General features: G+C 72.8%; 16 protein-coding genes. 12 read left to right on the forward strand and 4 right to left on the reverse strand.

Going from position 1 to position 19,818, the window contains the following annotated elements:
• The first annotated feature begins 178 nt into the window (after window positions 1-178).
• On the forward strand, window positions 179-2,359 hold the full coding sequence (locus tag OHS82_RS34505; protein ID WP_328435178.1) for a primosomal protein N': 2,181 nt from the start codon (window positions 179-181) through the stop codon (window positions 2,357-2,359).
• Window positions 2,360-2,648: 289 nt separating this feature from the next.
• Here OHS82_RS34505 and OHS82_RS34510 read toward each other — a convergent pair whose 3' ends face one another.
• Window positions 2,649-3,197, reverse strand: coding sequence for a hypothetical protein (locus tag OHS82_RS34510; RefSeq protein ID WP_057583657.1), 549 nt, complete (start codon window positions 3,195-3,197; stop codon window positions 2,649-2,651).
• 221 nt (window positions 3,198-3,418) lie between these two features.
• Here OHS82_RS34510 and fmt point away from each other — a divergent pair, with 221 nt between their 5' ends.
• The gene (gene fmt / locus OHS82_RS34515) at window positions 3,419-4,351 is read left to right on the forward strand and encodes a methionyl-tRNA formyltransferase (protein WP_328435179.1); all 933 of its coding nucleotides are present in this window, start codon (window positions 3,419-3,421) and stop codon (window positions 4,349-4,351) included.
• A gap of 170 nt (window positions 4,352-4,521) precedes the next feature.
• Complete coding sequence (locus OHS82_RS34520; RefSeq protein ID WP_079041596.1) at window positions 4,522-5,949, forward strand: RsmB/NOP family class I SAM-dependent RNA methyltransferase; 1,428 nt, start codon at window positions 4,522-4,524, stop codon at window positions 5,947-5,949.
• Between the two features lie 115 nt (window positions 5,950-6,064).
• Here the strand turns inward: OHS82_RS34520 and argG are convergent, their stop codons facing one another.
• Both argG and OHS82_RS34530 read right to left on the reverse strand, forming a co-directional pair.
• The gene (gene argG / locus OHS82_RS34525; RefSeq protein ID WP_266723855.1) at window positions 6,065-7,519 is read right to left on the reverse strand and encodes an argininosuccinate synthase; all 1,455 of its coding nucleotides are present in this window, start codon (window positions 7,517-7,519) and stop codon (window positions 6,065-6,067) included.
• A 27-nt stretch (window positions 7,520-7,546) separates the two neighbouring features.
• The gene (locus tag OHS82_RS34530; RefSeq protein WP_057583784.1) at window positions 7,547-9,709 is read right to left on the reverse strand and encodes an MMPL family transporter; all 2,163 of its coding nucleotides are present in this window, start codon (window positions 9,707-9,709) and stop codon (window positions 7,547-7,549) included.
• Window positions 9,710-9,870: 161 nt separating this feature from the next.
• Here OHS82_RS34530 and rpe point away from each other — a divergent pair, with 161 nt between their 5' ends.
• The 6 genes from rpe (at window position 9,871) to OHS82_RS34560 (ending at window position 15,981) form a co-directional block, all read left to right on the forward strand.
• Window positions 9,871-10,557, forward strand: coding sequence for a ribulose-phosphate 3-epimerase (gene rpe, locus OHS82_RS34535; protein ID WP_057583659.1), 687 nt, complete (start codon window positions 9,871-9,873; stop codon window positions 10,555-10,557).
• A gap of 90 nt (window positions 10,558-10,647) precedes the next feature.
• Window positions 10,648-11,691: a sugar-binding transcriptional regulator gene (locus tag OHS82_RS34540; RefSeq protein ID WP_079041594.1), complete on the forward strand. Its 1,044-nt coding sequence runs from the start codon at window positions 10,648-10,650 to the stop codon at window positions 11,689-11,691.
• Window positions 11,692-11,815: 124 nt separating this feature from the next.
• Window positions 11,816-12,121, forward strand: a complete 306-nt coding sequence (locus tag OHS82_RS34545) for a barstar family protein (protein WP_057583661.1) — start codon at window positions 11,816-11,818, stop codon at window positions 12,119-12,121.
• 130 nt (window positions 12,122-12,251) lie between these two features.
• Entirely contained in the window at window positions 12,252-13,691 is a 1,440-nt protein-coding gene (locus OHS82_RS34550) for a GuaB1 family IMP dehydrogenase-related protein (RefSeq protein ID WP_057583786.1), read from the forward strand.
• Between the two features lie 351 nt (window positions 13,692-14,042).
• Window positions 14,043-15,518 (forward strand): amino acid permease, encoded by a 1,476-nt coding sequence (locus OHS82_RS34555; protein ID WP_057583662.1) that lies wholly within the window; start codon window positions 14,043-14,045, stop codon window positions 15,516-15,518.
• Between the two features lie 10 nt (window positions 15,519-15,528).
• Window positions 15,529-15,981 (forward strand): Lrp/AsnC family transcriptional regulator, encoded by a 453-nt coding sequence (locus OHS82_RS34560; protein ID WP_020128883.1) that lies wholly within the window; start codon window positions 15,529-15,531, stop codon window positions 15,979-15,981.
• A gap of 31 nt (window positions 15,982-16,012) precedes the next feature.
• On the opposite strand, the gene OHS82_RS34565 is transcribed toward OHS82_RS34560, so the two are convergent.
• The gene (locus OHS82_RS34565) at window positions 16,013-16,753 is read right to left on the reverse strand and encodes a GntR family transcriptional regulator (RefSeq protein WP_057583663.1); all 741 of its coding nucleotides are present in this window, start codon (window positions 16,751-16,753) and stop codon (window positions 16,013-16,015) included.
• Window positions 16,754-16,964: 211 nt separating this feature from the next.
• Between OHS82_RS34565 and OHS82_RS34570 the strand changes: the two genes are divergently transcribed.
• From OHS82_RS34570 to OHS82_RS34580, 3 genes are read left to right on the forward strand one after another with little or no spacing between them, the layout of a single operon-like run.
• Window positions 16,965-18,122 carry an ABC transporter substrate-binding protein gene (locus tag OHS82_RS34570; RefSeq protein ID WP_057583664.1) on the forward strand — a complete coding sequence of 386 codons (1,158 nt, stop codon included), beginning with the start codon at window positions 16,965-16,967 and terminating at the stop codon, window positions 18,120-18,122.
• Entirely contained in the window at window positions 18,119-19,015 is an 897-nt protein-coding gene (locus OHS82_RS34575; RefSeq protein WP_328435180.1) for an ABC transporter permease, read from the forward strand. Before OHS82_RS34570 ends, OHS82_RS34575 begins: the two co-directional genes overlap by 4 nt.
• Complete coding sequence (locus tag OHS82_RS34580) at window positions 19,003-19,815, forward strand: ABC transporter permease (protein WP_328435181.1); 813 nt, start codon at window positions 19,003-19,005, stop codon at window positions 19,813-19,815. The genes OHS82_RS34575 and OHS82_RS34580 overlap by 13 nt, the downstream gene beginning before the upstream one ends.
• The last annotated feature ends 3 nt before the right edge of the window (window positions 19,816-19,818 follow it).

Raw genomic sequence — 19,818 nt, forward strand, 5'->3', positions numbered from 1 at the left:
GACCTCCCGGGGCGACCTGCCGGTACGAGGTCTGCGGCTGCCGCGTGGAGCGCCTCCTCGGGCGCGCGGGGAAACCGGGCGGGGCCCGTGCCGGGGGCCTGCCTGATCTCGGGAGCATGACTTCGGGGCGTCTTCGCGGCGCCCTCGGTTGTCAGTGGGGTTTGGTAAGAATGCAGGTGTGAGCAGCGAGAACGGGCAGGGGGGCGGAGGTGCGGCCGGGGAGGGCGCGCCGCCGGAGCAGCTCGCGCTGATCCGGGAGAGCGTCCGGCAGGCCAAGGCGCCGCGGGCCAAGCCCCGGACGTGGCGGGGGGCCGCGCTGGCCGAGGAGTTGCCGGTCGCGCGGGTGCTCGTCGACAAGGGCGTGCTGCATCTGGACCGGTACTTCGACTATGCGGTGCCGGCCGAACTCGACGCCGACGCCCAGCCGGGGGTGCGGGTGCGGGTCCGCTTCGGAGCGGGGCGCGGGCGGGTGCGGGAGGGGCGCCGCGAGGGCGGGGGCCTCATCGACGGCTTCCTCATCGAGCGGCGCGCCGCGTCCGACTACTCAGGGCCGCTCGCGGCGCTCGCCCAGGTGGTGTCGCCCGAACGGGTGCTGAGCCAGGAGCTGCTGGGGCTGGCGCGGGCCGTCGCCGACCGGTATGCAGGCAGCCTGGCCGACGTGCTGCAGCTCGCCGTCCCGCCGCGCAACGCCCGGGCCGAGCAGCGGCCCTCGCCCGCGCCGTTGCCGCCGCCCGCCCCGCCGACGCCCGGTTCCTGGGACCGGTACGAGCGCGGTGGCGCGTTCCTCGAGTCCCTGGCGTCCGGCGGAGCGCCGCGCGCGGTGTGGAACGCGCTGCCCGGGCCCGAGTGGAGCGGGGAGCTGGCGCGGGCGGTCGCCGCGACACTCGCCTCGGGGCGCGGAGCCCTGGTCGTCGTCCCCGACGGACGGGCCGCCGCCCGGGTCGACGCCGCGCTGACGGCCGTGCTCGGGGAGGGGCGGCACGCGCTGCTCACCGCGGACGCCGGGCCCGAGAAGCGGTACCGGGAGTGGCTCGCCGTGCGGCGCGGGTCCGTGCGGGCGGTCGTCGGGACCCGGGCCGCGATGTTCGCGCCGGTCCAGGACCTCGGTCTGCTGGCCCTCTGGGACGACGGGGACGACACCCACAGCGAGCTGCACGCGCCGCAGCCCCACGCGCGGGAGGTGCTGCTGCTGAGGGCGGCTCAGGACAGGTGCGGCTTTCTGATGGGCGGCTGGAGCTGCACCGTGGAGGGCGCCCAGCTCGTCGAGAGCGGGTGGGCCCGGCCGTTGGCCGCCCCTCGGGAGCAGGTGCGGCGCACCGCTCCACTGGTGCGGACCGTGGGCGACCAGGATCTCGCCCGGGACGAGGCGGCCCGGGCAGCCCGCCTGCCGACCCTCGCCTGGCAGGCGGTCCGGGAGGGACTGAAGAACGGGCCGGTGCTGGTACAGGTGCCCCGGCGCGGCTACGTGCCGCGGATGGCCTGTGCGCAGTGCCGGGCCGCCGCCCGGTGCCGGCACTGCTCCGGACCGCTGGAGGCGCGGGACGGCGGCGCTCCGTGGTGCGGCTGGTGCGGGCGTGAGGAGGGCGCCTGGCACTGTCCCGAGTGCGGCTCGTTCCGGCTGCGGGCCCAGGTCGTGGGCGCACGGCGGACGGCGGAGGAGCTGGGGCGGGCGTTCCCCGCCGTTCCGGTGCGGACGTCGGGGCGCGAGCATGTGCTGGACACCGTGCCCGGGTCGCCCGCGCTCGTGGTGTCCACGCCGGGCGCCGAGCCGGTGGCCGAGGGCGGGTACGCGGCGGCCCTGCTGCTGGACGGCTGGGCCATGCTGGGCCGGCCCGACCTGCGGGCCGGGGAGGACGCGCTGCGCCGCTGGGTCGCCGCCGCCGCCCTGGTCCGGCCGCAGGGCGACGGCGGGACGGTGGTCGTCGTCGCCGAGCCGACGCTGCGGCCGGTGCAGGCGCTGGTGCGCTGGGATCCCGTGGGACACGCGGTCCGGGAGCTCTCCGAGCGGGCCGAGCTGGGCTTTCCGCCGGTGTCGCGGATGGCGGCGGTGTCGGGGACGGCGGAGGCGGTGACCGCGTTCCTCGCCGCCGTCGACCTGCCGGGCGAGGCGGAGGTGCTGGGGCCGGTCCCGGTTCCGGCCGAGCCTGCCGGGCGGCCCCGCCGTCCGGGGGCGCCGCCGCCCGGGGAGCAGTGGGAGCGGGCGCTGATCCGGGTGCCGCCGGGGAGCGGCGCCGCACTCGCCGCCGCGTTGAAGGCGGCGCAGGCGGCGCGGATGGCCAGGTCGGGCGGGGCGGGGCGTTCCGGGCGGGGCGCGGAAGAGGCCGTCCGGGTGCGGATCGACCCGCCGGACATCGGGTGAGGGAGAGGTCGCCGAAGTCGGCCCCCGGGTGTTCCGCACCTCCCGGGCCCGCCGTCTCCAGAGCGAGGAGGGCGGTCCGGCGGCGGTGCGTCCGGGCCCGGTGGGCGGGCCGGCCGCGGCTACGTGACCGTCGGCACCGGGGAGTGATCGGCGTGAGGGCCCCGAGGGCGAAGGCCGGCGACGGCGCGGCACGGGGGAGCGGGGCGCCGGGACCGTTGGCGCGAAATGCGACTGCCCTCTCGGAGGGGGCCGAGAGGGCAGGTGGGGCGGGGGAGGCGCGGTGCCCGCGTCAGCCGTTGCGGGGGCCGGGGAAGGCGGTCGGCCTCACCTCGTCGCGCAGGGAAGGGCTGCCGGCCGTCGGCTGGGTCGGCATCGAGCGGGCGGCGGGGACCGTGGGGACGGTGGGGATGCTGGTGGTCACGCTGAGCGTGCGCGTGCCGGCCGGCTCCGTCGGCCGCTCCACCTCTGCGGTGGCCGCCTGCGCGGCGGCCGCGCGGCGGGCGCCGTAACGGCGGTGCACCGCCTGCTTGGTGACCCCGAGCGCGGAGCCCACCGCGTCCCACGAGAAGCCCAGCGAACGGTCGAAGTCCACCGCCGCGGTCACCAGCGTCTCGACGCTGTCCCGCAGTTCCTGGGCGAGACGGACCGTCGGGGCGGGGGCGCGGCCGTAGACGACGAAGCCCGTGGAGGGGCCGGAGCGGCGGGGGCGGTAGACGTTGCCCAGTTGCGCGGTGAGGGTGCGCAGTGCGTCCACCTGCCGGCGGACGCGCTCGATGTCCCGCACCAGCAAGTGCAGGCTGGCCCGGGCCTGGGCGTCGTGGGTTGCATGGTCGGCCATGAACAAGCCTCTCGAACCGGCGTTGAAGAAGGTGTGTCAACTCTTTCTTGACCAACGCGGGTTCGCTCCGCTGGTCACGGTGTGGGGGCGTATGGGCATATGCGTACGCCCCCCCGTCGGGAGGGGCCGGGCGGCCGGCCCGTGCGGGTTCCGGGGTTTCGTCGGCGGCATAAACTCGTGTGTTGCCCGTCGTTCGTCCTTTCGAGAGGCACCGCCCACTCATGAAGCTCGTCTTCGCCGGTACCCCCGAGGTCGCCGTTCCCGCCCTGGACGCTCTCATCGCCTCCGGGCGGCACGAGGTGGCCGCTGTCGTCACGCGACCCGACGCGCCGTCCGGGCGGGGACGCAGGCTGGTCGCCTCGCCCGTGGCCCAGCGGGCCGAGGAGGCCGGCATCGAGGTGCTGAAGCCCGTCAGGCCGCGGGAGCCGGAGTTCCTGGAGCGGCTGCGGCAGATCGCGCCCGACTGCTGTCCCGTCGTGGCCTACGGGGCGTTGCTGCCCCGGGTGGCGCTGGACATCCCGGCGCGCGGATGGGTCAACCTGCACTTCTCGCTGCTGCCCGCCTGGCGCGGCGCCGCTCCTGTGCAGCACGCCGTCATGGCCGGGGACGAGATCACCGGCGCGGCCACCTTCCTCATCGAGGAAGGGCTCGACTCCGGACCGGTGTACGGGACGGTGACGGAGGAGATCCGCCCCACCGACACCAGCGGCGACCTGCTCACCCGGCTCGCCTTCGCCGGGAGCGGCCTCCTCGCCGCGACCATGGACGGGATCGAGGACGGCACCCTGAAGGCCGTTCCGCAGCCCGCCGACGGGATCACCCTCGCGCCGAAGATCACCGTCGAGGACGCCCAGGTCGACTGGGCCACGCCGGCCCTGCGCGTCGACCGCGTGGTGCGGGGCTGCACCCCGGCCCCCGGGGCGTGGACGACCTTCCGCGGCGAACGGCTCAAGCTCGTCCAGGTCCGGCCCGTCCCCGAGCGGACCGACCTCGCCCCGGGCGCGCTCGCCGTGGGCAAGAACAGCGTGCACGTCGGCACCGGCTCGTACGCCGTCGAGCTGCTGTGGGTGCAGGCGCAGGGGAAGAAACCGATGCGGGCCGCCGACTGGGCGCGGGGCGTCCGGATCGGGGACGGCGAGGCCGTCGGGGCGTAGCCCGGGCAGCCGACGTACGCTGGACGCACCCTTTTTCCGCCGTCCCTGTCCCCCTCGACGGGCCCTCTCCGACGCGTCCTCCCCGATGGGGCGCGCTGCGCGAGCCGGCCGTCGCCCCCGATGTCCCTCTCGACGCACCTTTCCCTTCTGTCATCCGGAGCACCTTTCTCGTGAGCGAGCAGCCCCCACGTCCCCGTAAGCCGGGCAAGCCCTACCGCCGGCCCCAGAAGGACCCCGTCCGTCTGCTGGCCTTCGAGGCCCTGCGTGCCGTGGACGAACGGGACGCCTACGCCAACCTCGTGCTGCCGCCGCTGCTGCGCAAGGCACGCGAGAAGGAGGGGCCCGAGAAGTTCGACGGGCGCGACGCGGCCCTCGCCACCGAGCTGGTCTACGGGACGCTGCGCCGGCAGGGGACGTACGACGCCGTGATCTCCGCGTGCGTCGACCGGCCCTTGCGCGAGGTGGATCCGCCGGTCCTCGACGTTCTGAGTCTCGGTGTGCACCAGCTGCTGGGGACCCGCATCCCGACCCACGCGGCCGTGTCCGCCTCGGTGGACCTCGCGCGGGTCGTGCTCGGCGACGGGCGCGCCAAGTTCGTCAACGCCGTGCTGCGCAAGGTGGCCCAGCACGACCTGGACGAGTGGATCGAGAAGGTCGCACCGCCCTACGACGACGACCCCGAGGACCACCTCGCCGTCGTGCACTCGCACCCGCGCTGGGTGGTCTCCGCGCTGTGGGACTCCCTGGGCGGCGGGCGGGCCGGCATCGAGGACCTGCTGGAGGCCGACAACGAGCGGCCCGAGGTGACGCTCGTCGCCCGGCCCGGACGCGCCACGACCGAGGAGCTGCTCCGGGAGGACGCGGCGGTCGCCGGGCGCTGGTCGCCGTACGCCGTGCGGCTCACCGAGGGCGGCGAGCCCGGCGCCATCGACGCCGTACGGGACGGGCGGGCGGGGGTGCAGGACGAGGGCAGCCAGCTCGTGGCGCTCGCCCTGGCCGCCGCGCCGCTCGACGGGCCCGACACGAAGTGGCTGGACGGCTGTGCCGGACCCGGCGGCAAGGCCGCGCTGCTCGCCGCTCTCGCCGCCGAGCGGGGGGCCGTCCTGCTCGCCTCCGAGAAGCAGCCGCACCGGGCGGGACTGGTCGCCAAGGCCCTGGCCGGCAATCCCGGGCCCTCCCAGGTCATCGCCGCCGACGGCACGCGCCCGCCGTGGCGGCCGGGGTCCTTCGACCGGGTGCTGATGGATGTGCCGTGCACGGGTCTCGGCGCGCTGCGCAGACGGCCCGAGGCGCGGTGGCGGCGCCGGCCGGAGGACCTCGACGGGTTCGCCCCGCTGCAGCGCGGGCTGCTGCGGACCGCGCTGGAGTCCGTCCGGATCGGCGGCGTCGTCGGATACGCCACCTGCTCGCCGCATCTCGCCGAGACCCGGGCCGTGGTGTCGGACATCCTCAAGCAGTACCCGCAGGCCGAGCTGATCGACGCGCGGCCGCTGCTGCCGGGCGTCCCGGCGCTGGGCGAGGGACCGGACGTCCAGCTGTGGCCGCATCTGCACGGCACCGACGCCATGTACCTGGCTCTGATCAGGAAGACCGGCTGACGTCCGCGCGCGAACCGTGCGAAAGGCCGGCTGAGGTCCGGACGGGCTCGCGCGGAAGCCGGCCGCACACCCATGGTGTGCGGCCGGCTTCCGCGTGGACGGGTGCCCGCTCGGGTCAGTCCGTGCCGAACTCCATCGCCGCGCGGTCCAGCAGCGCGTCGTCCTCGGAGACCTCGCCGCGGGAGGCGATCGCCTCGGCGCCGCCCTCCGGCATCTCCGGCATGGTGCCGATCAGGCCGGTAGCGGCCGCCTGCGCCGCGCCGATGGCGGGGCTGCCGGTGCCGATCAGACCGAGGCCGGCGTACTGCTCCAGCTTGGCGCGGGAGTCGGCGATGTCCAGGTTGCGCATGGTGAGCTGGCCGATCCGGTCCACCGGGCCGAACGCGGAGTCCTCGGTGCGCTCCATCGACAGCTTGTCCGGGTGGTAGCTGAACGCCGGACCGGTGGTGTCGAGGAGCGAGTAGTCCTCCCCGCGCCGCAGCCGCAGGGTCACCTCGCCGGTGACGGCCGCGCCGACCCAGCGCTGGAGCGACTCGCGGATCATCAGCGCCTGCGGGTCCAGCCAGCGGCCCTCGTACATGAGGCGGCCGAGACGCCGGCCCTCGTTGTGGTACTGGGCGACGGTGTCCTCGTTGTGGATCGCGTTGACCAGACGCTCGTAGGCCGCGTGCAGCAGGGCCATGCCGGGCGCCTCGTAGATGCCGCGGCTCTTGGCCTCGATGATCCGGTTCTCGATCTGGTCGGACATGCCGAGGCCGTGCCGGCCGCCGATGGCGTTGGCCTCCGTCACGAGGTCCACGGGGGAGGCGAACTCCTTGCCGTTGACCGTGACCGGGCGGCCCTGGTCGAAGCCGATCGTCACGTCCTCGGCGGCGATGTCGACCGACGGGTCCCAGAACCGCACGCCCATGATGGGCTCGACGGTCTCGACGCCGGTGTCGAGGTGCTCCAGCGTCTTGGCCTCGTGGGTGGCGCCCCAGATGTTGGCGTCGGTGGAGTACGCCTTCTCCGTGCTGTCCCGGTAGGGCAGGTCGTGGGCGACGAGCCACTCCGACATTTCCTTGCGGCCGCCGAGCTCGGTCACGAAGTCCGCGTCGAGCCAGGGCTTGTAGATCCGCAGGTGCGGGTTGGCGAGCAGGCCGTAGCGGTAGAACCGCTCGATGTCGTTGCCCTTGAAGGTCGAGCCGTCGCCCCAGATCTGGACGTCGTCCTCGAGCATCGCCCGGACCAGGAGGGTGCCGGTGACGGCACGGCCGAGCGGGGTGGTGTTGAAGTAGGAGCGCCCGCCCGAGCGGATGTGGAACGCCCCGCAGGTGAGCGCGGCAAGGCCCTCCTCGACCAGCGCGGCGCGGCAGTCGACCAGGCGCGCGATCTCGGCGCCGTAGGTCTTCGCGCGGCCGGGCACCGAGGCGATGTCGGGCTCGTCGTACTGACCGATGTCGGCGGTGTAGGTGCACGGGACGGCGCCCTTGTCGCGCATCCACGCGACCGCGACGGAGGTGTCGAGCCCGCCGGAGAAGGCGATGCCGACGCGCTCGCCGGCGGGAAGGGAGGTGAGGACCTTGGACATAGGAAGATTATGCATGAACTCGCATGGTCATGCAAAGGGCTCGTCCTTCCGGACTGTTCCGGGGTGCCCGTCCCCAGGGGCCGCCTCCGGGCGCCCGGCCGTCTCCCGGGACAGCCGGTGCGGCCACCACACCTTCGGACCGATGTCCAGGAACAGCGAGGTGACCAGCACCGACCGCACGATGAAGGTGTCCAGGAGGACACCCAGGGCCACGGCGAAGCCGATCTCCGCGAAGGCGACCATCGGCAGCGTGCCGAGGGCGGCGAAGGTGCCGGCCAGCACCAGCCCCGCCGAGGTGATCACGGCGCCGGTCGCCGCCAGGCCCGTCACCACGCCCGCGCGGGTGCCCTGCCGGGCGGCCTCCTCGCGGATGCGGGTGGTCAGGAAGATGTTGTAGTCGATGCCCAGGGCCACCAGGAACACGAAGACGAACAGCGGGAAGTCGGTGGCCTCGCCCGCGTAGTCGAAGACATGGCGGAACGCCAGCGCGCTGATGCCGAGGGCCGCGGCGAAGGACAGGATCACCGTCCCCACCAGCACCAGCGGGGCGATCAGGGCGCGCAGCAGCCCGCACAGGATCAGCAGGACCACGACCAGGACCAGCGGAATGATCAGAAGGTTGTCGTGCGTCGTCGCCTTGTCCATGTCCAGCAGGGCCGCCGTGCCGCCGCCCACCAGGGCGTCGGCGTCGGGCACCTCGTGCACCGCGTCCCGGACCCGCTCCACGGTCTGCTTCGCCGCCTCGCTGTCCGCCGGCGCGGTCATGGTCGCCTCGAGGAGCACCCGGCCCTCGTGAACGGGTTTCGCGCCCGGCGGCACACCGAGGGAGGTCGGCACGACGCCCTCGGTCGCGGCGACCGTCCGGCGCACCTCTTTGGCCCGGTCCTGGTCGGAGACGATCATCAGTGGGTCCCCGCTGCCGGCGGGGAAGTACCGGCCCGACACCTTCTGGCCGGTGATCGAGTCCGGTGTGCCGGTGAAGGCGTCGGCGTTGCTGATGCCCTCCGCGCGCAGCTGGATCAGGCCGAGCGAGCACACCGCCAGCACGAGAGCCGTCACGGCCCAGATCATGCGCGGGCGGCGGGCGAAACTCCGGCCCGTGCGGGCCCAGACGCCGTGTTCGGTCGGTTCGTCCGAGCCGAAGTGCGGGATCACCGGCCAGAAGATCCAGCGCCCGCAGATGACCAGCAGGGCCGGGAAGAGCGTCATCATCGCGATCAGCGCCACCGCCACCCCGATGGCCGCGACCGGGCCGAGGCCGCGCGTGGAGTTCATCTCGGCGGCCAGCAGCACGAGCATGCTCAGGACGACCGTGGCGCCCGACGCCAGGACCGCGGGGCCCGCGCGGTGCAGGGCCAGGGCCATCGCCTCGTGCCGGTCCTCGTGACGGCGCAGCTCCTCCCGGTAACGGGCCACCAGCAGCAGGGCGTAGTCGGTGCCGGCGCCGAACACGAGCACGGTCAGGATGCCGGCGCTCTGCCCGTTCACCGTGAGGCCCGCGTGCTGGGCGAGGAAGTAGATGAGCGCCTGCGCGGTGAACAGGGCGGCGACCACGCCGATCACCGGGACGAGCAGAAGACTGGGGCTGCGATACGTGATCAGGAGCATGACGACGACCACCGCCATCGCCGACACCAGCAGCGTGGAGTCGATGCCCTCGAAGGCCTTCGAGAAGTCCGCCGACGTGCCGCCGGGGCCGGTGATGTGCACGGCCAGTCCGGCGCCGCCGTCGCCGACGACGTCACGGATCGAGTCGACGGCCGGGGCGATGCGCTGCCAGCCGCTCTCGTCCATGGTGATGGGCACGAAGATCTGCGCGGCCCGCGGATCGGTCGCACGGTCGTAGACGGGTCCGCGGGTCTCGGCGCCCCGGATGCCGTGGTCGTGGAGCCCCCTGATCTCGGCCGCGTCACGGTCGATCGCGGCCCGGTCCTGCACCGTCAGGCCGCCGTCACGGGCGTACACGACGACGGCGGGGATCTGTTCGGGCCGGAAGTCCTTCGAGATCTCCAGGACCTGGGTGGACTCCGCCGAGCCCGGCAGCCAGGAGGCCGCGTCGTTGTCCTGCGCGTCGGCGAGCTTCTGTGCGAAGGGCGCGGTCAGGAACAGCACCACCACCCACAGCGCCAGCACCAGCCACTTCGCACGCCGCCCGCAGACGAGGTGGGCGATACCGCGGTTCCCGGTCATGACCACCCCCCGAACCGGTCTGAGACCGCCGCGCGGGACCGCGCCCTGTGCGGGGCGCGCCGGCCTGCGTGATCGGCCGGGGCGGGCCCGTGGACGAGGCACCACGTTCCCCCCGCGGAACCGGTGCCCGCAACCCCCGGGGGGCATGGCAGGCTTGGGTCATGGCCCCGCAGATCAACCCCAGCATCCTGTCCGCCGACTTCGCCCGCCTTGCGGACGAGGCGAAGGCGGTCGAAGGAGCCGACTGGCTCCACGTCGACGTGATGGACAACCATTTCGTCCCGAACCTCACGCTCGGTGTGCCGGTCGTAGAGTCACTGGCCCGTGCGACGGACACTCCGCTGGACTGCCATCTGATGATCGAGGCCCCCGATCGATGGGCCCCGCAGTACGTCGAGGCGGGCGCCTCGTCCGTCACCTTCCATGTCGAGGCGGCCGCCGCCCCGGTGCGACTCGCACGCGAGATCCGCGCGAAGGGCGCCCGCGCCTCCATGGCGCTCAGGCCCGCGACGCCCATCGAGCCGTACGAGGACCTGCTGCCCGAACTCGACATGCTGCTGATCATGACCGTCGAACCGGGCTTCGGGGGTCAGGCCTTTCTCGACATCATGCTGCCCAAGATCCGCCGCACCCGCGAGTTGATCAGCAAGCACGGACTCGACCTCTGGCTGCAGATCGACGGCGGGGTGTCGGCCTCGACGATCGAGCGGTGCGCCGAGGCGGGCGCCGACGTCTTCGTGGCCGGATCCGCCGTCTACGGGGCCGAGGATCCGGCCGAGGCGGTGCGTGGCCTGCGGGCTCAGGCGGAGAAGGCGACCCGGGGAGCCTCATGGGCGTGCCGCCACTGAACCGACCAGTTACCGACAGGAATGTGAACGGCTCTCATCAGAGCTGATCAACTGCGCCGGATCTGCGAGGATGAACGGCGTATCCAGAGTGTGAACAGCAGTGAGGAGATCGCCGTGTCGGGTATGTCGGCGGGCCGGTCAGCCATGCGGATGGGACCCGCTGAGCTGGTGCAGGCGGCGGCCATGGCCCGCCGCTTCTACCTAGAGGGAAAGTCCAAGATCCAGATCGCGGAGGAGTTCGGCGTCAGCCGCTTCAAGGTGGCCCGGGTGCTGGAGACCGCCCTCGAACGGGATCTCGTACGGATCGAGATCCGCGTGCCGGCCGAACTGGACGCGGAGCGCTCCGACGCGCTCCGCGCCCGCTACGGCCTCAGGCACGCCGTCGTGGTCGAGTCCCCGGCCGAGGCCGAGGAGGCCACGGATCCCGAGAACCTGGGAGAGGTGGCCGCCGACCTGCTCGGCGAACTGGTCGACGAGGGGGACGTGCTGGGGCTGGCCTGGGGCCGGTCCACCATCCACATGGCGGCGGCGCTGGACCGGCTGCCGCCCTGCACGGTCGTGCAGCTGACGGGTGTGTACGACGCCGGCACCGCCGAGCGCGGCTCGGTCGAGGCCGTCCGCCGCGCCGCCCAGGTGTCCGGCGGCGACGCCCACCCCATCTACGCGCCGATGCTGCTGCCGGACGTGGCCACCGCGACCGCGCTGCGCCACCAGACCGGGATCGCCCGGGCCTTCGAGTACTTCGACAAGGTCACGGTCGCCTGTGTCTCCATCGGCTCCTGGGAGCCGGGCATCTCGACGGTGCACGACATGCTGAGCGACGAGGAGCGGGCGCACTACGCCTCGCTCGGCGTCGCCGCGGAGATGTCCGCGCACCTCTTCGACGCCGACGGCCGCAGGGTCGGACGCGACCTCGGGGAGCGGTGCATCACCGTCAAGACGGACCAGTTGCGCAGGATTCCCGAGGTCGTCGCGATCGCGGGCGGCCAGCGCAAGGCCGCCGCGATCGACGCCGTGCTGCGGTCCGGGCTCGTCACCAGCCTGGTGACGGACACCTCCGCGGCCGACTATCTGATGACGGCGGGGCCGACGCCCAAGTCGGCCCTCAACCGGGCTGATCCGGACGGGAGCTGACGGACGATCAGAGGGGGGCGGTCACGGGGGCCGCCCCCCTCTGCCGTTCCCCCCGCCCCTGTGCTGTTCCCCCGCGCCTTTGCTCTTCCCCCCACCACCACGACTGGCTCAGGACGGTGCCTGTATGACGGAGCACGTGCTCACGCTGGACCTCGACGGCGTCACGGACAAGGCGGACCTGATGGACCGCTGCGCCCGGCACCTGGAGCTGTCCGACCGGTTCGCGCGCAACTGGGACGCCCTCGCCGAAAGTCTCACCGGCCTGCCGGACGGACCCGAGTCCGGACCCGTGCTGGTCGTCGTGCGGAACTGGCGGCGCTACGCCGGGGCGCGGCCGGAGGAGTGGGAGATCGCGCAGGAGGTGTTCGCCTCGGCGGCGGACCGGACCCCCGCGCTGTCGGTCGTGCTCGCCCTCGGAGGATCCTCCTAACACCCGGTGAGCTGCTTGGACGTTCCGTCCGGGCATCACGTCGGCGCCTTCGTGGGAGAATGAAGTACGTGCTTCTCCCCCTGGCTGACCTGTCCGGGGGTCACCACTGATCGACCGGGATGTGCAGCACGTGCGTTTCCTCAACGACATCCAGCCCGCCCACGACCTCACCTACGACGACGTCTTCATGGTGCCGAGCCGCAGCGCGGTCGGGTCACGGCAGAGCGTGGACCTGGGCGCCCAGGACGGCACGGGCACCACGATCCCGCTGGTCGTCGCCAACATGACCGCCGTGGCGGGCCGCCGGATGGCCGAGACCATGGCCCGGCGCGGCGGACTCGTCGTGATCCCGCAGGACATCCCCATCGACGTCGTCGCCGACGTCGTGGGCTGGGTCAAGAGCCGGCACCTGGTGCTGGACACCCCCATCGTGCTCGCCCCGCACCAGACGGTGGCCGACGCCCTCGCCCTGCTGCCCAAGCGCGCCCACAACGCGGGCGTCGTCGTCGACGAGGACCTCCGCCCCGTCGGCGTCGTCACCGACGCGGACCTCACCGGCGTCGACCGCTTCACCCAGCTCGAGGTCGTCATGTCGCGCGACCTGCTGCTCCTGGACGCCGGCATCGACCCGCGCGAGGCCTTCAACACCCTCGACGCGGCCAACCGGCGCTACGCCCCCGCCGTCGACCGGGAGGGCAAGCTCGCCGGCATCCTGACCCGCAAGGGCGCCCTGCGCGCCACCCTGTACACGCCGGCCGTAGACGCCCACGGCAAGCTGCGCATCGCCGCGGCCGTCGGCATCAACGGCGACGTCGCGGGCAAGGCCAAGCAACTGCTCGACGCGGGCGTGGACACGCTCGTCATCGACACCGCGCACGGTCACCAGGAGTCGATGATCAGCGCCGTCCGCACCGTGCGCGCGCTCGACCCGCAGGTGCCGATCGTCGCCGGCAACATCGTCTCGGCCGAGGGCGTCAAGGACCTGATCGACGCGGGCGCCGACATCATCAAGGTCGGCGTCGGCCCCGGCGCCATGTGCACCACCCGCATGATGACGGGCGTGGGCCGGCCGCAGTTCTCGGCCGTCCTGGAGTGCGCGACCGAGGCGCGCAAGTACGGCAAGCACGTGTGGGCCGACGGCGGCGTCCGTCACCCGCGTGACGTCGCCATGGCGCTGGCCGCGGGCGCGTCCAACGTCATGGTCGGATCCTGGTTCGCGGGCACGTTCGAGTCCCCGGGCGACCTCCAGCACGACGCGAACGGCCGTCCCTACAAGGAGTCCTTCGGCATGGCCTCCGCGCGGGCCGTGCGCAACCGCACCTCGGAGGAGTCCGCCTACGACCGGGCCCGCAAGGCGCTGTTCGAGGAGGGCATCTCCACCTCCCGGATGTTCCTCGACCCGGCCCGCCCGGGCGTCGAGGACCTGGTCGACTCGATCATCGCGGGCGTCCGCTCCTCCTGCACCTACGCCGGCGCCGGCTCCCTCGAGGAGTTCGCGGAGAAGGCCGTCGTGGGGATCCAGAGCGCGGCCGGTTACGCCGAGGGGAAGCCGCTGCACGCCAGCTGGTAGCTCGGCGGCACGCTCCGCCGGCCAGGCCGGATCGGGCCGGGCCGGGTCGGGCCGGGTCGCGGTCCGTGGCCGCTCGTCGCGCCCGCGCGGCGGAGCCGCACGTCGACACGGCTCCGCACCCCTCGAACGGGTGCGTTCAGCTGGCCCGCAACGAAACAGGCGCCCCAGCGCGACAGACGCAACGATCTTGCGTGTGTGCGCAAGGTTGCAGCATTACGAGCGCGACGGCCCTGCTCGTACAGTCGTGCGCTGTACGTGGCGTGGCGGGGACCCCGCTCGGTGGGTCCCCGCTCGCGCGGGTGCGCCGCCGGTCCCCGTCGCGCCGAGAGGCAGCGACGAAGGAGTCAGCGCGTGCTCGACCAAGGCGCACCCGCGCAGCAGAGCAGTCACACCGCCTCGGCGCGCCCGGGGGCCGTCGCACGGCTGATGCGGCGCAAACCCGTGGAACGCCTGGTGGCCGAGGGCGGCCAGGGGGAGGGAGGGGCCCTCCGGCGCACTCTCGGACTGTGGCAGCTCACCATGATCAGCATTGGTGCCACGCTCGGCACCGGCATCTTCGTCGTCCTCGGCGAAGCCGTTCCCAAGGCCGGTCCGGCCGTCACCCTCTCGTTCGTGATCGCCGGTCTCACCGCGCTCTTCTCCGCGCTGTCCTATGCCGAGCTGGCCGGCACGATCCCCGTCGCAGGGTCCTCGTACTCGTATGCGTACGCAACGATGGGCGAGCTGATCGCCTGGATCTGCGGCTGGTGTCTGGTGCTGGAGTACGGCGTCTCGGTCGCCGCCGTCGCCGTCGGCTGGGGCGAGTACCTCAACGAACTGCTCGACGGGACGATCGGCGTGACCATCCCGGACGTGCTGAGCGCGCCGCCCGGCGACGGGGGCGTCTTCAACCTGCCCGCCCTGGTCGTCGTCCTGCTGGCCATGGCGTTCCTGCTGGGCGGGGCCAAGGAGTCGGCGCGCGCCAACACCGTCATGGTGACCGTGAAGATCGCCGCCCTGGTGCTGTTCTGCGCCATCGGCGTCCAGGGTTTCCGCTCCGGCAACTACGCGCACTTCATGCCGCTCGGCATGGCGGGCGTCAGCGCCGCGGGAGCCACCCTGTTCTTCTCCTACATCGGCTTCGACGCCGCCTCCACCGCCGGCGAGGAGGCCAAGAACGCGCAGCGCGACCTGCCGCGGGCCATCATGCTCTCGCTGGTCATCGTCACCGCGCTGTACGTCCTCGTCGCCGCCGTGGCCGTCGGCGCAAAGCCCTGGCAGCGGTTCGGCGACTCCGAGGCCGCGCTCACGCAGATCATGCGAGAGGTGACGGGGCAGTCCTTCTGGGGGACGCTCCTCGCCTTCTGCGCCGTCATCGCCATCGCCAGCGTCGTGCTGACCGTGCTGTACGGGCAGACCCGCATCCTGTTCGCGATGTCCCGGGACGGCCTGGTGCCGAGGGTGTTCTCGAAGGTCCACCCGAAGACGGGCACGCCCCGCGCCAACACGGTCGTCGTGTCGCTGTTCTGCGGCGTCCTGGCCGCGGCCGTCCCGCTGGGGCAGCTCGCGGACGCGACCAGCATCGGCACGCTGTTCGCGTTCGGACTCGTCAACATCGCGGTCGTGGTGCTGCGCCGGACCCGTCCCGAGATGCCGCGGACCTTCCGGGTTCCGCTGTCCCCGGTCCTGCCGGCCCTGGGCTTCGGCTTCTGCGTCTGGATGATGGGCAGCCTGTCGGCCGTCACCTGGGCGGTGTTCGGTGTCTGGATGGCGGTCGGGCTCGTGTTCTACTTCCTTTACGGCCACCGCCGCTCCCGACTCGCGACCCCCGCGCCATCTGAGAAGTGAACGACCCACTGTGTTGAACGATCTCGACGAACGCATCGTGCACGCCCTCGCCGAGGACGCCCGCCGCTCCTTCGCGGACATCGGGCAGCTGGTCGGCCTGTCCGCGCCCGCCGTGAAGCGGCGCGTGGACCGGCTGCGGGCCACCGGCGCCATCACCGGCTTCACCGTGCGGGTCGACCCTGCCGCCCTCGGCTGGGAGACCGAGGGGTTCGTCGAGATCTACTGCCGGCGCAACACCTCCCCGGAGACCATCCAGCGCGGGCTGGAGCGCTACCAGGAGGTCGTCGCCGCCTCCACCGTCACCGGTGAGGCGGACGCGGTGGCGCAGGTCTTCGCCGCCGACATGCGCCACTTCGAGCGCGTCCTCGAGCGCATCGCGGGCGAGCCGTTCGTGGAGCGGACGAAGTCCGTGCTGGTGCTCTCCCCGCTGCTGCGCCGCTTCTCCGCGGGCTCGCCGACCTGAGCCGACCCGAGCCGAGCGGGCCTGCGGCGGCCTACTCGGCCGTCTTGCGGGCGAGGGCGTTGTTCCCTATCGAGTTGTGCACGCTGAAGCTGACGGCGTCCGGGCGGTAGCGGTCGTCCGACCATTCCACCGGCCGTCCTTCGCGGGTCGTGGTGACCCGGCGGACCCGCAGCAGGGGGCTCGTGCGGCGGATGCCGAGGAGGTCGGCGTCCTGGGCGCCCGCCGCCACCGCGTCGATGACGTGCTCTCCGTAGGCGAAGACCAGGCCGGTGTCGTCGAGGAGGCGCTGGGTCACCGAGGGGCAGTCCGGTTCGATCGACTCGACGGCCGGGGAGATCCAGTCCGCGTACACGGTCCGCTCCAGAAGCACCGGCTCGCCGTCCAGGCCGCGCAGCCGCAGGACGCGCAACACGGGCGTGCCGGCGCGCAGATGGAGATGCACGGCGTCCTCGGCGGTGGCCGGGCGGTACTCCTGGGCGACCACCCGGCCACTCGCCTCGCGGCCCATCGCCCGCGCCCACTGGGCGAAGCTGCGCAGCTCGGCGAAGCTCTGGCTGCGGCGGCTGGCCAGGACCACGCGGCGGGCGCCCTGGCGTGAGCCGATCAGCCCCTCGGCGGTCAGTGCCGCCACGGCCTGGCGGACCGTGCCGCGGGAGACGCCGTAGTGCGCCGCGAGGTCGGTTTCGGCGGGCAGCCGCGCGCCGACCGCGTACTCTCCGCGGTCGATCGCCCGGCGCAGCTCGTCGGCGATCTCCTCGTGCAGCGCGGCCATGCTTCCCCTCGGCGTCGACAGCTGTACACAGCCTGACCAGCCTAGTCGACCTGCAGGGCTGCTCGGCGGCAGTCGCAACTGTGCGTGAAATCGGGGCTCAGGGTTTCGCCAGTGTTTACGAAGGGGACACCAGCGGCGTGCGTACTGAGGCGAACTTGTTCAGACAAGTTCGCCTCATCTCCTGCATTCTCGCGCGTCCCCTGGAGAAGCCGTGACCGTGCCCCTGCCGAGAACCGCCGTCCGCGGCGGTGTCCTCGCCGCCCTCGCCGCCCTCGCACTGAGCGCCTGTGGCGCCGCCCCCGAGACCACCTCCACCACCGCCGACGGCAAGAACGCCGCCACCGCCACCTCCGCCGCCGACTTCGGCGGACTCGACGCGCTGGTGAAGGCGGCCAAGAAGGAGGGCACGCTCAACGCCATCGCGCTGCCCCGCGACTGGGCCAACTACGGCGCCCTCATAGACGGCTTCCAGAAGAAGTACGGCATCAAGGTCGCGGTCGAGAACCCGGACGGCGCGAGCCAGGACGAGATCAACGCCGTCACCTCGCGCAAGGGCCAGGACCGCGCGCCGGACGTCCTCGACCTCGGCAGCTCCTTCGCGCTGAGCGCCGCCCAGCAGGGGCTGCTCGCCCCCTACAAGGTGGCCTCCTTCGCGGACATCCCCGAGGGCCAGAAGGACGCGCAGGCCCGCTGGTACAACGACTACGGCGGCTACATCTCCATCGGCTGCGACGCCAAGCGCGTCAAGACCTGCCCCACCACCTTCGCGGACCTCCTCAAGCCGCAGTACAAGGGCCAGGTCGCCCTCAACGGCAACCCCACCAAGTCCGGCTCCGCGTTCGGCGGCGTCTACGCGGCGGCCCTCGCGAGCGGCGGCTCCTTCGACGACATCCAGCCCGGCCTCGACTTCTTCGCCAAGCTGAAGAAGAACGGCAACTACACTCCCGTCGAGTCGACCCCGGCCACCGTCGAGAAGGGCGAGACGCCCATCAGCATCGACTGGGACTACCTCAACGCCGGATACGCCGACGAGTTCACGTCCAAGGGCGTCGACTGGAAGGTGTCCGTCCCGAGCGACGGCCAGTTCTCCCAGTACTACTCCCAGGCGATCAACAAGGACGCCCCGCACCCGGCGACGGCCCGCCTGTGGCAGGAGTACCTCTACAGCGCCGAGGGCCAGAACCTGTGGCTCAAGGGGTACGCCCGTCCGGCCCTGATGACCGCCATGGAGAAGGCCGGCACCCTCGACAAGACGGCGGCCGCCAAGCTGCCCGAGGTCTCCGGGGCGCCCTCCTTCCCGACCGAGACCCAGCAGAGCAAGGCCAAGACGGTCCTCGGGCAGGGCTGGGCCAAGGCCGTCTCCGGATGACCACCACCGCCGTACGGGTCGACACGGCGGCCGCCGCTCCGGTGAAGCGGCGGCGCCGTGCCCTCGGCTGGCTCGCGGTCGTCCCGCTGCTCGCCTTCACCGCGCTCGCCTTCGGGCTGCCCGCCGTGGCCATGCTCGACGGCGCGTTCACCGCCAAGGACCCGGCCACCGGCGGCACCTCCTACACGGTCGACAACCTGACGGCCTCCCTGCGGGGCGCGTACCTGACGGCCCTGCTCGGCAGCGTGAAACTGTCCGCCGTGTCGGCCTTCCTGGGAGCCCTGCTCGGGCTGCCGCTCGCCCAGGCCGTCGTGACCTCCCGCTTCCGCGCGCTGCGCGAGGCCGTGCTCACCGCGTCCGGGGTGCTGGCCAACTTCGGCGGCGTCCCGCTCGCCTTCGCCTTCGTCGCCACGCTCGGCAACGCCGGTGTGCTGACCCGGCAGTTCGGTCTCACCGACCGGGGCTGGGACCTGTACAGCTTCTGGGGACTGGTGATCGTCTACCTGTACTTCCTGATCCCGCTGATGGTGCTCACCATCACCCCCGCCCTGGAGGGACTGCGCTCCCAGTGGCGTGAGGCGGCCCAGAACAACGGCGCGACGTCCGCCCAGTACTGGCGGCACGTCGCCCTGCCCGTTCTGCTGCCCTCGCTCCTCGGCGGCCTCGTGCTGCTCTTCGGCAGCGCCTTCGCCGCGTACGCCACCGCCGCGGCCATGGTGGGCAGCTCCATCCCGCTGGTCACCCTCCAGATCGCGGACGCCATCTCCGGCAACGTCCTCGTCGGGCAGGAGAACGTGGCGCTCGCCCTCAGCCTCGACATGGTCCTGGTCGCCGGACTGGTCATGGCCGTGTACCTGCCCCTGCAACGACGGAGCGCGCGATGGCTCGCCTGAACCTGTGGCGGTGGGGTGTCCTCGGCCTCGCCGGACTGTACTTCCTGGTGCCGCTGGCCGCGTCGGTCGTCTTCACCGTCGACGTGCCCGGACAGGGCGTCACCTTCGACGCCTACACACAGATCTTCTCCACCGCGGGCTTCGGGTCCAGCCTGCTGCTCTCCCTGGAGCTGGCCGCCGCCACCATCGCCGTCGTCCTGCTCCTGATGGTGCCCGCCATGGTGGCGCTGCGGCTCGGCTCGCCCCGGCTGCGGCCGGTCGTCGAGGTGGTGTGCGCGCTGCCGCTGGTGGTGCCGCCCATCGCCTTCGTCGCCGGCATCGGGACGGTCCTGAAATGGGGGCCCGAACACCTCTCGCGTACCCCCCTCTTCCAGACGTTCGTGGCCATCCAGGACCCCGGCTTCCCCGTCGTCCTCGTGCTGGCGTACGTGGTGATGGCGTTGCCGTTCGTGTACCGCGCCCTGGACGCGGGGCTGCGCTCCGTCGATGTGCGCACCCTCGTCGAGGCCGCCCGCAGCTGTGGCGCCGGCTGGCCCCAGGCGCTGGTCAGGGCCGTGCTGCCCAACCTGCGCGGCGCGCTGCTCAACGCCTCCTTCCTCACGCTGGCCCTGGTGCTCGGCGAGTTCACCGTGGCGCAGCTGCTCGGCTTCCGGCCCTTCGCCGTGTGGATCGTGAACGTCAGCGGCTCGCAGGCCCAGATGTCCGTCGCCGTGTCCGTGCTCAGCCTGCTCGTGACCTGGGCACTCCTTCTCGTCCTCGCCGGTTTCGGCGGGCGCACCCGTCCTACTTCCCGGGGATGAACC

It is taken from the genome of Streptomyces sp. NBC_00425, assembly GCF_036030735.1.
Classification (GTDB): Bacteria; Actinomycetota; Actinomycetes; order Streptomycetales; family Streptomycetaceae; genus Streptomyces.

Excerpts from the sequence above, each read along its gene's own strand:
- OHS82_RS34510 (WP_057583657.1), bottom strand. The coding sequence starts at position 3,197 with ATGGCCGACCATGCAACCCACGACGCCCAGGCCCGGGCCAGCCTGCAC.
- fmt (WP_328435179.1), top strand. The coding sequence starts at position 3,419 with ATGAAGCTCGTCTTCGCCGGTACCCCCGAGGTCGCCGTTCCCGCCCTG.
- argG (WP_266723855.1), bottom strand. The coding sequence starts at position 7,519 with ATGTCCAAGGTCCTCACCTCCCTTCCCGCCGGCGAGCGCGTCGGCATC.
- OHS82_RS34530 (WP_057583784.1), bottom strand. The coding sequence starts at position 9,709 with ATGACCGGGAACCGCGGTATCGCCCACCTCGTCTGCGGGCGGCGTGCG.
- rpe (WP_057583659.1), top strand. The coding sequence starts at position 9,871 with ATGGCCCCGCAGATCAACCCCAGCATCCTGTCCGCCGACTTCGCCCGC.
- OHS82_RS34545 (WP_057583661.1), top strand. The coding sequence starts at position 11,816 with ATGACGGAGCACGTGCTCACGCTGGACCTCGACGGCGTCACGGACAAG.
- OHS82_RS34565 (WP_057583663.1), bottom strand. The coding sequence starts at position 16,753 with ATGGCCGCGCTGCACGAGGAGATCGCCGACGAGCTGCGCCGGGCGATC.
- OHS82_RS34575 (WP_328435180.1), top strand. The coding sequence starts at position 18,119 with ATGACCACCACCGCCGTACGGGTCGACACGGCGGCCGCCGCTCCGGTG.
- OHS82_RS34580 (WP_328435181.1), top strand. The coding sequence starts at position 19,003 with ATGGCTCGCCTGAACCTGTGGCGGTGGGGTGTCCTCGGCCTCGCCGGA.